This is a genomic window from Variovorax sp. HJSM1_2 (genome assembly GCF_049316285.1).
In the GTDB taxonomy this organism is placed as follows: Bacteria; Pseudomonadota; Gammaproteobacteria; order Burkholderiales; family Burkholderiaceae_C; genus Rhodoferax_B.
On the sequence record NZ_JBMOXA010000025.1, the window covers coordinates 60,522 to 73,794 of the forward strand.

Below are 13,273 nucleotides of genomic sequence, written 5' to 3' on the forward strand. Positions count from 1 at the left end.
GATTGATAAGGTGCTCAAAACGCGATAGATTGTCCTGAATTTGGAACAATCGACCGCTGTGGTGGTTTTTGGAGGCGTTGTGCAGGATCTCAACGACATGTTTTACTTTGCTGAAGTGGTTCAGCAGGGCGGTTTTGCGGCCGCTGGACGCAGCCTGGGTTTGCCCAAGTCGCGTTTGTCGCGCCGCGTTGCCGAACTCGAAGCGCGCCTGGGTGTGCGTTTGCTGCAGCGCACCACGCGCAGCCTGTCGCTGACCAGCGTCGGTGAGGCCTATTACCGCCACTGTCTGGCCATGCGCGCCGAGGCCGCCGCTGCCGATGAAGCGGTGCAGCATATGCGTGCCGAACCGCGCGGCACGGTGCGTGTCACATGCCCGGTCACCATCGCGCAAGGCCGGCTGGGGGCGATGTTGCCGCAGTTCATGGCCGCGCACCCACAGGTGAGGATTGAGATGGAAGTGACCAACCGCGTGGTGGATGTGGTGGAAGAGGGGGTTGACGTTGCGCTGCGTGTGCGCGCCAGCCTGGAGGACAGCGGCAGCCTGGTGGTGAAACGCTTGTCGACCAGCACTGGCTTGCTGGTGGCCAGCCCGCTCTTGTTAGAGCGTCAGGGTGTGCCGCAGCAGCCTGAAGATCTGGGGCGGCTGGACTCTGTGGCCATGTCGGCGGTGGAAGGGCGCAGCAGCATTCGGCTGATGAATGACAGCGGCGCCGAGTGGCTGTGGCTACACCAGCCGCGCTATGTTGCCAATGATTTGCTGACCTTGCGGCTGGCGGTTTTGGGTGGTGTGGGCGCGACCTTTCTGCCGCAATCCATGTGTGCCGATGAAATCGCTGCGGGCCGTTTGACACATCTATTGCCCGGCTGGGGTCTGCCTTCCAGCCATGTACATGCGGTTTTTGCTTCTCGCCGGGGCCTGGTGCCGGCGGTCAGGTTGTTTTTGGATTTTCTGGAAGCCGCAGGGCCTATGGATTGAATCCGCGTCGGGGGAAATTCTGACAAGCTGACGAGATGCAAACCCTGGAAGTTTGCCGCGACGTGAACCAAGCTAAGACCTTTAGGAGACGCAATATGACAAGCAAGAACACCATCTGCCTGTGGTACGACGGCGATGCCGTGGACGCTGCCAAGTTCTATGCAGCGACTTTTCCCGACAGCCGCGTTGGCAAGCTTTTTTATGCGCCCGGCGACTATCCCGATGGCCAGCAGGGGGATGTGCTCACGGTAGAGTTCACCGTCGCAGGCATTCCCTGCATAGGCCTCAACGGCGGCCCGCACTTCAAACACAATGAATCCTTCTCTTTCCAGATCGCCACCGATGACCAGGCCGAGACCGATCGTTTGTGGAATGCAGTTGTCGGCAACGGCGGCCAGGAAAGTGAGTGCGGCTGGTGCAAGGACCGCTGGGGCCTGTCGTGGCAGATCACACCGCGCGTTTTGACCGATGGTATTGCCGACCCCGATCCCGCCGTGGCCAAACGCGTGTTTGAAGCGATGATGACCATGGGCAAGATCGACGTCGCCAAGATTGAAGCGGCGCGAAAGGGCTGATGCCGCTGCGTGTACACGGCGTTTCAGGCGCTTATATGCCTCAGTCGTCTATATAAACAAAAATTCGATAGTTTGAATACGTCATGCATATGAGGAGAATGGGCTTTTCTCAAAGGACGCCTTACCCGCATGACCATTTCTCCGCCACGGCCCACGCCAGCCCACGCGCCGCGCATCATTGTGGTGCCGGGTTGGCGCAATTCCGGGTCGGCGCATTGGCAAAGCTTGTGGTGTGAACGTTTTGCCGCAGCCGAACGGGTGCAGCAGGACGACTGGCACACGCCCAACCGCCAGGCGTGGGTAGAGCGTTTGAGCCAAACCATACAAGCGCAGCCAACACCTGTAGTGTTGGTCGCGCACAGCCTGGGTTGTATCGCCGTGGCGCATTTGCCGCCTGAGGTGACGCAGCAGGTGCAGGGCGCTTTGCTGGTGGCCCCGGCCGACCCCGAGCGCCGCGCCGCGCTGAGTGACTTTGCGCCTGTGCCTTCACAGAAACTGCCTTACCGCCATGTGCTGGTGGCCAGCAGCAACGACCCGTATTGCCCGATCCGCCTCGCGGGTGCCTATGCGCGCGCCTGGGGCAGCGAGTTGGTGCGCTTGCAGGACGCCGGCCACATCAATGTCGACAGCGGTCACGGTGAGTGGCCCCTAGGTCTGGCTTTGCTGCAATCCCTTGTTGGCGACGCTCCTTTGGTGTTGCGCGCCCCAACTAACGGCGAGAATACGCCCCGCTTTTCTAATCATTCCATGGAAGCTGCATGAAAAAAACGATTCAATCTCTCTTGGCCGGTCTGGTGTTCACGGCCGCTGGTGTTGCTGGGGCGCAAACCACCACCTTGCTCAACGGTTCTTATGACGTCGCACGCGAGTTCTACAAAGACTACAACGCCGCTTACGTGGCGCACGCCAAAAAGACCACCGGCAAAGACGTGAAGATTGACCAGTCGCATGCGGGCTCCAGCGCCGTGGCGCGTTCCGTGGCCGAAGGCCTGGATGCCGACGTGGTGACCATGAACACCTCGACCGACATCGACTTCCTGGCCGACAAGGGCGTGGTTGCGAAAGACTGGAACAAGAAGTTCCCGAACAATGCATCGCCGACCACCTCGACCATGCTGTTCCTGACACGCAACGGCAACCCCAAGGGCATCAAGGATTGGGACGACCTGATCAAACCCGGCGTGCAAATCGTCGTGGTCAACCCCAAGACCGGTGGCAATGGCCGCTACGCCTATTTGGCCGCATGGGGCTATGTGCGCAAAAAGGGTGGTACTGAAGCCCAGGCCGCCGAATTCGTCAGCAAGCTCTACAAAAACGTGCCAGTGCTGGCCTCGGGTGGCCGCGCCGCCACCACCGCCTTCCTGCAGCGCAACATTGGCGACGTGTTGATCACGTTTGAATCCGAAGTGGTGTCCATCAACCGCGAATTCGGCGACGGCAAGGTCGATGCCGTGCTGCCTAGCATCAGCATCATTGCCGAGAACCCAGTGGCCGTGGTGGAGCGCACCGTGGCCAAGAAGGGCACGGCAGCTTTGGCCAAGGACTATCTGGACTATCTGTACTCTGACGAAGGCCAGGAAATTGCTGCCAAACACGCGCTGCGCCCACGTTCTGCTGCGGTGCTGAAGAAGTACAGCGATGTCTTCAAGCCGGTCACGCTGTTCCCGGTTGAAGAGTTCTTCGGCAGCCTGGGTCAGGCGCAAAAAGTCCATTTCAACGATGGCGGCCAGTTCGACAAGCTCTACACGGCTCCGAAATAAATGACCGCCGCGCAAGTCTCGGCAGCCCCAGCGGCTGCCGGACGGCGTAGCCCACGGCGCGTGCTGCCGGGCTTTGGCCTGACCTTGGGCTATACGCTGTTTTATTTGAGCGTGATCGTGCTGATCCCGCTGTCTGCTTTGTTCCTGCGCACCTTCAGCCTGACGCTGGAGCAGTTCTGGGTGGCCGTGACCAGCCCGCGTGTGATGGCGTCTTACCGCCTCACGTTCGGCGCGTCGCTGTTTGCCGCCGTGGTCAACCTGGTGTTCGGCCTGTTGGTCGCCTGGGTGCTGGTGCGCTACAAGTTCCCCGGCAAAAAGATTGTCGATGCGCTGGTGGACCTGCCGTTTGCGTTGCCCACGGCCGTGGCCGGTATTTCGCTCACGGCGCTGCTGGCCGGTAATGGCTGGCTGGGTCAGTACCTGGAGCCCATGGGCATCAAGCTGGCGTTCACGCCCGCAGGTGTGGTGATCGCGCTGATCTTCATAGGCTTGCCGTTTGTGGTGCGCACGGTGCAGCCGGTGCTGGAAGATGCCGAAAAAGAACTGGAAGAGGCCGCGACCTCGCTGGGCGCTACGCGCCTGCAGATCTTCACCAAGGTGATATTGCCCCACGTGCTGCCTGCGCTCATGACCGGTTTTGCCATGGCTTTTGCGCGTGCCATTGGTGAATACGGCTCGGTGATTTTCATCGCCGGCAACATGCCCATGGTGTCTGAAATCACGCCGCTGATCATCATCGGCAAGCTCGAGCAGTACGACTACGCCGGCGCCACCGCCGTGGCCGTGGTGATGCTGGTGATCTCGTTTGTGTTGCTGCTGGTGATCAATGCCTTGCAAGCCTGGCAACGCCGCCGCACGGGGAGTGTGGCATGAGCGGCGCCGCAAACCGTACAGTCCGCCGTGCCAAAGCCGGCACCACCGAGGCCGCCTGGGTGCGTTATCTGCTGATTGGCATCACCCTGGTGTTTCTGTTCCTGTTCCTGGTGTTGCCGCTGGCGGCGGTGTTCACCGAGGCCTTGCGCAAAGGCTTTGGCGCCTATTTCGAGGCGCTGAAAGAGCCCGACGCCTGGTCGGCGATCAAGCTCACGCTGATTGCGACCGCGATTGCCGTGCCCTTGAACCTGGTGTTTGGCATTGCCGCCTCCTGGGCGATTGCCAAGTTCGAGTTCCGTGGCAAGGCCTTCCTGACCACGCTGGTCGATCTGCCGTTTTCCGTGTCGCCGGTGGTGGCGGGCCTGATGTACGTGCTGGTGTTTGGCGCCAATGGCTGGTTTGGCCCTTGGCTGCAGGCGCACGACCTGAAGATCATCTTCGCCGTGCCGGGCATTGTGTTGGCCACCATCTTCGTCACCTTTCCCTTCATTGCGCGTGAACTCATTCCGCTGATGCAGGCGCAGGGCAACGACGAAGAACAGGCCGCGATTGTGTTGGGCGCCACCGGCTGGCAAACCTTCTGGCATGTGACCCTGCCCAACATCAAGTGGGGCTTGCTCTACGGTGTGATCCTGACCAACGCCCGCGCCATGGGCGAGTTTGGCGCGGTGTCGGTGGTGTCGGGCCACATCCGTGGGCAAACCAATACGCTGCCGCTGCACGTGGAGATTCTCTACAACGAATACCAGTCGGTGGCGGCGTTTGCCGTGGCCTCGCTGCTGGCCATCCTGGCCGTGGTCACCTTGATCATCAAGTCGGTGGCGGAGTGGCGCCAGGAGCGTGATTTACGCGCGGCTGCCGAGTTGCCGCCAGAGCGGCCAACCCCATCGAGCCAAGCCGCCGCAGGCTGAGACAGAAAGACATCATGAGCATTGAAATTCGCAACGTCAGCAAGCAGTTTGGCAACTTCAACGCGCTGGGCGACGTGAGCCTGGACATCGCTTCTGGCGAACTGGTGGCGCTGCTGGGCCCCTCGGGCTGCGGCAAGACCACGTTGCTGCGCATCATCGCCGGTTTGGAGACCGCCGACCGGGGCAGCATTTTGTTCTCGGGCGAAGACACCACCGACGTGCATGTGCGCGAGCGCCAGGTTGGTTTTGTGTTCCAGCACTACGCCTTGTTCCGCCACATGACGGTGTTCGAGAACGTGGCCTTTGGCCTGCGTGTGAAGCCGCGTGGCCAACGCCCCAACGAAGCCGCCATCAAGGCCAAGGTGCAGGAACTGCTGTCGCTGGTGCAGCTCGACTGGCTGGCCGAGCGCTACCCTTCGCAGTTGTCGGGTGGACAGCGCCAGCGTATCGCCTTGGCGCGCGCGCTGGCGGTAGAACCCAAGGTGCTGCTGCTCGACGAGCCGTTCGGCGCGCTGGACGCCAAGGTGCGCAAAGAGCTGCGCCGCTGGCTGCGCCGCCTGCACGACGACCTGCACGTCACCAGCATCTTTGTGACACACGACCAGGAAGAAGCCCTGGAAGTGGCCGACCGCGTGGTGCTGATGAACCAGGGCAAGATCGAGCAGATCGGTTCGCCCCAAGAGGTCTGGGACCATCCGGCGAGCCCGTTTGTCTATGGCTTCCTGGGCGACGTGAACCTGTTCCATGGCCGGGCCCACGAGGGCGAAGTGCTGCTGGGAGCCGAAGGTGGCTTGCGCCTGAATGCGCCCGAGCACGGTGGCGCACAGGACGTCAAGGCCTTTGCCTATGTGCGGCCACACGATCTGGATGTGCAGCCCTACACCCGTGGCATGCAGACCGCTGGCGGCATTGTGGCCAAGCTCACGCGTGCCATTGTCATAGGCCCGGTTGCGCGTCTGGAACTCATGCCGGTGGACGCACCCGCGGGCCGCGCAGGCGACGACCATCTGGTCGAGGCGCAACTCTCTTCCACGCGTTACCGCGAGTTGGGGCTGGCCGAAGGGCAGACGCTGCTGGTCACGCCGCGCCAGGCGCGTGTGTTCCTCGACGAAGCGGCCAACATCTGAAGCCCGGTTGATTCTGACGAGCGGGCCTGTACGGGGGCCCAGCGGAAGGAACTAAGCCCAGGCCCGGGGTGTCCATTCGCAGACAATGCAAGGACCTGATCATTTGACGGTTGTTGCCTTTGGCTGCGAGTGCACACGCTCCGGGCCTTTTCCTTTTTCAGAAAGAAAAACAGATGCTGTTGAGTTGGATTGATGCCGCGCCACGCCGCGTGCTGGCGCTGGTTTGTGCGGGATGCCTGGCCTTGTTGGGATTTGCCTTGTATCTGCAGTTGGCTGGAGGCCTGGAGCCGTGCCCGATGTGTATCGTGCAGCGCTACGCTCTCATATTGGTAGCTGTCTTTGCAGGATTGGCCGCCCTCAGCAAGCGAAAAGGCACTTTTGTGAGCTTTGGCGTCTTGGCCTTGGTGTTTGCCGGTTTCGGCGCCTTCACGGCCGCGCGCCAGAGTTTTCTGCAGTGGTATCCGCCCGAGATTGCCACCTGTGGCCGCGACCTCTACGGCATGATTGAAACCTTTCCGCTCAAGCGCGCCTTGCCCCTGATCTTCAGGGGCGGCGGCGACTGCTCGGCGGTGGACTGGACCTTTCTCGGCGGCTCCATCGCCAACTGGTCGTTTATCTGTTTTGCGGTGTTGATCGCCACGCTGCTGACGACGCTGCTGCGCCGTCTGCGTCAGCGCTGATTCGACTTTTCAAGCGCCTCGGTCGCTGCGCGCCAGGCGGTGTTCCAGGCGGCGCAACATGCCGGTCAGCGCCAGCGTCATCAGCCAGTAGACCAGCGAAATCGCCAGGTAGGGCTCCCAGTAACGTGCATAGGCGCCGGCCACGGTGCGCGCAGCGTAAGCCAGTTCGGCCAGGCCAATGGCCGAGACCAGGGACGTGTCCTTGAGCAGCGCAATCGCGTTGTTGCCCAGCGGCGGCAGCATGCGTCTAAAGGCTTGTGGCAGCACGATGTAGCGCATCACCTGGTGCGGGCGCATGCCCAGCGAGCGGCCAGCGTCAAACTGCCCGCGCGAAATCGACTGTATGCCGGCGCGAAACACTTCCGAGATGTAGGCCGCCGAATTCAGCGTCAGCGCCACCACGCCCGAGATCAAGGCGCCGTGCTCCTGCTTCAAGGTGCGCGCCAACTCGCCGGTGATGAACAAGCCGCTGGTGGGGTGGATGAACAGCGGCATCACCGCAAAGTGCATCAGCAAAATCTGTACGAACAAGGGTGTGCCGCGAAAAAAGCTCACGTAAACCGTGGCCGGCCAGCGCAGCAGGAAGCGTGTGATCCAGCTCCAGGGGGCGTGGCGCGCATTCGCCAGGCGGGCCAGTGCCAGGCACAAGCCCCACAGGCCGCCCATCAGCACGCAGCCAATGGTCATATACAAGGTGGTCAGCGCGCCGTCTATGAACAGTTGGCGGTATTCCACCAGGATGTCGGGGCGAAACCAGCCGAACCAGAGCACGGGTTGATCCATGGAAACCTCAAAAAGAAAAACAGTAGATACGTTTCAAGCCAAAGAAAAAGGCCGCAGTGCGGCCATTTTCAGAGGGCGGGGCGGGCTTGCGGCTTAGCGGCCTTTGTAGTCTTGCGCAAACCACTTCTTGTAGATCTGCGCGTAGCTGCCATCGGCACGCACGGCGGCCAGGCCGGCGTTGAGCTTGTCTTGCAGGGCCTTGTCGCCCTTCTTCACCACGATGCCAAAGCTTTCTTCGGGGAAGGATGCGTCGGTCACGGCCTTGAGGTTGGCGGTTTGCGACACGCGGTAGGCGATCACGCCGTTGTCGCCAATGGCGGCATCGACACCACCGCCGGCGACTTCAGAAATGATCAGCGGCGTGCTTTCGAAACGGCGGATGTTGGGGTTGGTCTTGCCGAATTCGCGCGAGGCCACGTCGTCAGCGGTGGAGGCGTTGACCACCGCAATCTTCTTGCCGGCCAGGTCTTTCAGGCTGGTGACGGTGCTGTCCTTGGGCACGGCGATCAACTGGTGGGCGGCGAAGTAGGGCGCCGAGAAGTCAAAGCTCTGGCGGCGCTTGTCGTTGATGGTCACGCCGGAGATCACCAGGTCCACGTCGCCGTTGTTCAACGCCGCGAAGATGCCGCTCCAAGGGGTGTTGACCAGCTTGATCTTGATGTTTTGCTGCTTGGCGATGGCGTTGATGATGTCCACGTCAAAACCAACGATTTGTTTGTCTTTGTTTTCGAACGCGAACGGCGCGTAGGTGGCGCTGGAAGCCACCACCAGTTCGCGGTTTTGCGCCATGGCGGTGCCCGAGAGTGTGGCGATGGAGATCAGGCCCAGGCTGAGGGCGAATGTGCGGCGAAGAATGGACATAGCGGTCTTCTTTTGGGTTGGATTCAAGGGATGGGCAAAGCTACTGAAGCGTAATTATAGAAAGCGCTTGTATAGACAGTGTTTGCCCTGGGGTGGCTGGCGCCGCAGCGGCGGCCGCGCAGGTGTTGTGAAGCTGTTGCACGAGGGCTGTCGAGCGCGATGAAATGTAGAAACGACGCGGCTTTGCAGGCTGCTTTCAGCTACATTTGTATAAATGTAAACTTTGTTAACCGGTTTGTAGAGACAGGCTCCGGCAATGGTTTGGCGGGTCTGAACGACAGGAACAGGATATGGCGATGGACCTCGTCGGCGACTTGCTTGGCCGACTCGATCAACTCAATGAAATTGGTGCCGCCCTGTCCAAGGAGCACGATGTGGATGCCTTGCTCGAAGGCATTCTGATCGCGGCCAAGAACATCACACACGCCGATGGCGGCACCCTCTATCGCATCACCGAGGATGGCAGTGCGCTGCGCTTTGAGATCATGCGCACAAACTCGTTGGACATCTTCTTGGGCGGCACCTCCGGGCACGAGGTGAACTTTCCGCCGCTGCAACTGGTGGATGCCAACGGCGCGCTCAACGATTCCATGGTGGCCACCTATGCGGCCATCCACGACCAGACCGTCAACATTGCAGATGCCTACACCGCCGAGGGTTTTGACTTCTCGGGTACCAAGCAGTTCGACCAACGCACCGGTTACCGCTCGCAGTCTTTCCTCACCGTGCCGATGAAGAACCAGGAGGGCGAGGTCATCGGTGTACTGCAGCTGATCAACGCCCAGGAGCCCGATCTGAGCCGGGTGGTGACGTTCTCGGAAGCCGACCAGAGATTGGTCGAATCGCTGGCCTCGCAGGCGGCGATTGTGCTGAGCAACCGCTTGCTGGTGAACCAGCTGGAGAACCTGTTCGAGTCGTTCCTGCGGATGATCAACCTGGCGATCAACGAAGAGTCGCCGCATTCTTCGGGTCAGGAGGTTGCGCGGGTGCCCGCCCTGGCCATGATGCTGGCCGAAGCCGTCAACGCCGAAACCGATGGCCCGTATGCGGGCTATACGCTGACCGAGCGCGACCGCAACGAGCTGCGCATCGCCAGCCTGCTGCACGACTGCGCCAAGATTTCCACGCCCGTGCATATCACGGACAAGGCCACCAAGCTGCAAACCGTGGTCGATCGCATCAGCCTGGTGGACACCCGTTTTGAGGTGCTCAAGCGCGACGCCGAGATTGCCGCACTGCGCAGGCAACTGGCGCTGCGGCCGGTGCAGGACGCAGCCGCTGAAGCCGCAATCGAGGCCGATGCCGCCGCTGCCCGAACTGCCTTGGAAGCCGACCGGGCCTTTCTGCGCGAGGTCAATGCCGGCCGCGTGGTGATGGACGAAGAGGCGCTGCAGCGCGTGGCGCGTATTGGCAGCCAACGCCGCTGGTCCGATCCCGCGGGGCGCCAAACGCCGTTTCTGTCGGACGATGAACGCGACAACCTGTCGATACGCTCGGGCACGCTGAATGACCACGAGCGTGAACTGGTCAACCGGCACCGTGCGGCAACGCTTTATCTGCTGCGTCAGGTGCCTTGGCCCAAACACTTGAAAAATGTCCCCGACTATGCGGCAACGCGCGGCCTGCAATTCGATGCCCAAGGGCAGGCGCAGCAGGTGTCACCGCAGCAGTTGTCCCTGCCGGCCAAGATGCTGGCGATTGCCGAGATGTTCAGCGCGCTGACCGCACGTGACCGCGCCTACAAGTCCAGCATGAGCATGGCGCAAGCGCTTGAGAGCCTGATGCGCCTCACAAAAAATGGGCAGATCGACGCCGAGCTGTTTGATGTTTTCATGCGGCAGAAGGTGTATCGCCGTTATGCGCGGACGTTTCTGGCGCCGGATCAGCTGGACTTGCCACAGGTGGACCAGCCCACACGCGCGCGCGACCACTAAATCGGCGCCACTGCAGGGTGGCGCCGCTCGGTTCAACGCAGCCGAGTTCGCGCAGGCCGGAGGGCCGGCAGCTGTAGTCGGCCCTTAGTTGACCAACTTCTTCACCAGCACCTGGCTGCGCCGGTCCCAGTTGTACTTGCGTTTGCGCGCGTCGGGCAGCCAGTCGGGGTCTACCGGCTGGAAGCCGCGTTTGATGAACCAGTGCATGGTGCGTGTGGTCAGCACAAAAATGCTTTCCAGCCCGGCGGCACGCGCACGTTGCTCTATGCGTTTGAGCACTTTTTCGCCGTCGCCCTGGCCTTGGCTCAGCGGCGACACGGTCAATGCCGCCATCTCGGCGGTCTTGGCCTCGGGGTAGGGGTAGAGCGCGGCGCAGGCGAAGATCACACCATCGTGTTCGATCACCGTGTAGAGGTGTGCGTCGCGTTCGATTTCGGTGCGGCTGCGCTTGACCAGTGTGCCGTCCTTTTCAAACGGCTCTATCAGTTGCGAGATGCCGCCCACGTCGTCCGAGCTGGCTTCGCGCACGCTTTCCAGCTTTTCGTCGATCACCATGGTGCCTATGCCATCGTGCACGTAGACCTCGAGCAGCAGCGAACCGTCGACCGCAAACGGCAGGATGTGGCTGCGCTCCACTCCGGCCTTGCAGGCCTGCACGCAGTGGCGCAGGTAGAAGGCGATGTCGGTGGGCTTTTGCGGCGCGGGTAATTCTTCCAGCAGTTTTTCGGCGGCGAACAGCGGCAGCTCGGTGTCTATGGGGTTGTCTTCGCTTTCCGGCTCCAGCGGATTCATGCGAATGCCCGGCACCTCGGTCAGGAAGATCAGTTTGTCGGCCTGGATTTCCGTGGCCACGCTGGTGGCCACGTCTTCCATGGTCAGGTTAAAAGCTTCGCCTGTGGGCGAAAAACCAAACGGCGACAGCAGCACCATGGCGCCGAAGTCGAGCGCGCGGCGGATGCCGGCCGAGTCGACCTTGCGCACCAGGCCCGAGTGTTGAAAGTCCACACCATCCACAATGCCCACGGGCCGTGCGGTGATGAAGTTGCCCGAGATCATGCGCACCGTGGCGCCCGCCATGGGTGTGTTGGGCAGGCCCTGGCTGAAGGCGGCTTCAATCTCGTAGCGCAGCTGGCCGGCGGCTTCTTGCGCGCAGTCCAGCGCCACCGAGTCGGTGATACGCATGCCATTGAAATACTTGGGCTCGTGCCCCTTGGCCTGCAGCTGTTCGTTCACTTGCGGGCGAAAGCCATGCACCAGCACAATCTTCACACCCATGCTTTTGATCAGTGCCAGGTCTTGTGCGATGTGCTGCAGCTTGCCGGCGGCAATTGCCTCACCCGCAATCGCCACCACAAAGGTTTTGTCGCGGTGCTGGTGGATGTAGGGTGCCACGGAACGGAACCACGGAACAAAGGTGAAGTTGAAAACAGTGGACATCGCGGCGCTGGTAGGTGGGGAGTGAGGCGGGCTGGGATAATCCGCGATTGTCCACGAAGTTTTCGCTTGAGAAGTCTTACCTTGTCTGAACCCACCGTCACCGCTGTGTCATCTGTTTCTGCTGCACCGGCGCAGGCTGCCGCCCCTTTGCGCATAGAGTTTCCCGAGAACCTGCCCGTCAGCGGCAAGCGCGACGAGATCATGGCCGCCATCGCCGCCCACCAGGTGGTCATCATCTGTGGCGAAACCGGCTCGGGCAAGACCACGCAGTTGCCCAAGATCGCACTGGCGTTGGGGCGCGGCAAGCTCAACCATCCGGGCCAGCGCGGCCACCTGATAGGCCACACCCAGCCGCGGCGGATTGCCGCCAGTTCGGTGGCCAAGCGTATTGCCGAAGAGCTGAAGACCCCGCTGGGGGATGTGGTCGGCTTCAAGGTGCGCTTTCAAGACCGCTTGAGCCGCGACGCGTCGGTGAAGCTGATGACAGACGGCATTTTGCTGGCCGAGACCCAGACCGACCCTCTGCTCAAGGCCTACGACACTCTGATCATCGACGAGGCGCATGAGCGCAGCCTGAACATCGACTTCCTGCTGGGTTACCTGCGCGAGATCCTGCCGCGCCGGCCCGACCTGAAGGTCATCGTCACCTCGGCCACGATTGATGCGCAGCGGTTTGCCGATCACTTTGCGTTCCCAAAGCCCGGCAGCAAAGGCAAGGACCTGGTGCCTGCGCCGGTGATCATGGTGTCCGGCCGCACCTTCCCGGTGGAGCAGCGTTACCGCCCCTATGAAGAAAGCCGCGACTATGGCCTGAACGAGGCCATTGCCGATGGCGTGGACGAACTCTGGCGCGACCCGCGCCAGGGCGGCGACATTCTGGTGTTTTTGCCCGGCGAGCGCGAAATCCGCGAGGCCACCGACCACCTGCGCAAACACCTGAGCCACCAGCCCACGCTGCGTAATGCCGAAGTGCTGCCGCTGTTTGCACGCTTGAGCGGGCCCGAGCAAGACCGCATTTTTGACGGCCACACCGGCCGGCGCATCGTGCTGGCCACCAACGTGGCCGAAACCTCGCTCACGGTGCCAGGCATTCGATATGTCATTGACGCAGGCACGGCGCGCGTCAAGCGCTATTCTTTTAGAAGCAAGGTCGAGCAGTTGCTGGTCGAGCCGGTGAGCCAGGCTGCGGCCAACCAGCGCGCCGGCCGTTGCGGCCGTGTGGCCGACGGCATTTGTATACGCCTCTACGACGAGGCCGACTTCAACAGCCGCTCGCGCTTCACCGACCCCGAAATCCTGCGCAGCTCGCTCGCCGGTGTGATCTTGCGCATGAAGTCGCTGCACCTGGGCTCGGTG

General features: G+C 61.7%; 13 protein-coding genes. 10 read left to right on the plus strand and 3 right to left on the minus strand.

Going from position 1 to position 13,273, the window contains the following annotated elements:
* Positions 1 to 79: 79 nt before the first annotated feature.
* The 8 genes from ACFQ95_RS21145 (at position 80) to ACFQ95_RS21180 (ending at position 6,902) form a co-directional block, all read left to right on the plus strand.
* Positions 80 to 976, plus strand: coding sequence for a LysR substrate-binding domain-containing protein (locus ACFQ95_RS21145; protein ID WP_422834203.1), 897 nt, complete (start codon positions 80 to 82; stop codon positions 974 to 976).
* 95 nt (positions 977 to 1,071) lie between these two features.
* Positions 1,072 to 1,551, plus strand: coding sequence for a VOC family protein (locus ACFQ95_RS21150; RefSeq protein WP_422834205.1), 480 nt, complete (start codon positions 1,072 to 1,074; stop codon positions 1,549 to 1,551).
* Positions 1,552 to 1,680: 129 nt separating this feature from the next.
* Positions 1,681 to 2,313 (plus strand): RBBP9/YdeN family alpha/beta hydrolase, encoded by a 633-nt coding sequence (locus ACFQ95_RS21155; RefSeq protein ID WP_422834206.1) that lies wholly within the window; start codon positions 1,681 to 1,683, stop codon positions 2,311 to 2,313.
* On the plus strand, positions 2,310 to 3,311 hold the full coding sequence (locus tag ACFQ95_RS21160; protein WP_422834208.1) for a sulfate ABC transporter substrate-binding protein: 1,002 nt from the start codon (positions 2,310 to 2,312) through the stop codon (positions 3,309 to 3,311). The genes ACFQ95_RS21155 and ACFQ95_RS21160 overlap by 4 nt, the downstream gene beginning before the upstream one ends.
* Entirely contained in the window at positions 3,312 to 4,184 is an 873-nt protein-coding gene (gene cysT / locus ACFQ95_RS21165; protein ID WP_422834210.1) for a sulfate ABC transporter permease subunit CysT, read from the plus strand.
* Entirely contained in the window at positions 4,181 to 5,095 is a 915-nt protein-coding gene (gene cysW, locus ACFQ95_RS21170) for a sulfate ABC transporter permease subunit CysW (RefSeq protein WP_422834212.1), read from the plus strand. Before cysT ends, cysW begins: the two co-directional genes overlap by 4 nt.
* A 14-nt stretch (positions 5,096 to 5,109) precedes the next feature.
* Complete coding sequence (locus ACFQ95_RS21175) at positions 5,110 to 6,222, plus strand: sulfate/molybdate ABC transporter ATP-binding protein (protein WP_422834214.1); 1,113 nt, start codon at positions 5,110 to 5,112, stop codon at positions 6,220 to 6,222.
* A 173-nt stretch (positions 6,223 to 6,395) separates the two neighbouring features.
* A complete protein-coding gene (locus ACFQ95_RS21180) occupies positions 6,396 to 6,902 on the plus strand; it encodes a disulfide bond formation protein B (protein ID WP_422834215.1) in 507 nt (168 codons plus the stop codon).
* A gap of 9 nt (positions 6,903 to 6,911) precedes the next feature.
* On the opposite strand, the gene ACFQ95_RS21185 is transcribed toward ACFQ95_RS21180, so the two are convergent.
* Positions 6,912 to 7,685: an amino acid ABC transporter permease gene (locus tag ACFQ95_RS21185; RefSeq protein WP_422834217.1), complete on the minus strand. Its 774-nt coding sequence runs from the start codon at positions 7,683 to 7,685 to the stop codon at positions 6,912 to 6,914.
* A gap of 93 nt (positions 7,686 to 7,778) precedes the next feature.
* Positions 7,779 to 8,546, minus strand: a complete 768-nt coding sequence (locus ACFQ95_RS21190; protein WP_422834219.1) for a basic amino acid ABC transporter substrate-binding protein — start codon at positions 8,544 to 8,546, stop codon at positions 7,779 to 7,781.
* Between the two features lie 290 nt (positions 8,547 to 8,836).
* On the opposite strand from ACFQ95_RS21190, the gene ACFQ95_RS21195 reads away from it, so the two are divergent.
* Positions 8,837 to 10,480 carry an HD domain-containing phosphohydrolase gene (locus ACFQ95_RS21195; RefSeq protein ID WP_422834221.1) on the plus strand — a complete coding sequence of 548 codons (1,644 nt, stop codon included), beginning with the start codon at positions 8,837 to 8,839 and terminating at the stop codon, positions 10,478 to 10,480.
* 84 nt (positions 10,481 to 10,564) lie between these two features.
* Here the strand turns inward: ACFQ95_RS21195 and argA are convergent, their stop codons facing one another.
* Positions 10,565 to 11,917: an amino-acid N-acetyltransferase gene (gene argA / locus ACFQ95_RS21200; protein WP_422834223.1), complete on the minus strand. Its 1,353-nt coding sequence runs from the start codon at positions 11,915 to 11,917 to the stop codon at positions 10,565 to 10,567.
* 201 nt (positions 11,918 to 12,118) lie between these two features.
* Here argA and ACFQ95_RS21205 point away from each other — a divergent pair.
* Positions 12,119 to 13,273, plus strand: a 1,155-nt coding sequence (locus ACFQ95_RS21205; protein WP_422834228.1) for a helicase-related protein, incomplete at its 3' end; no start/stop codon positions are given.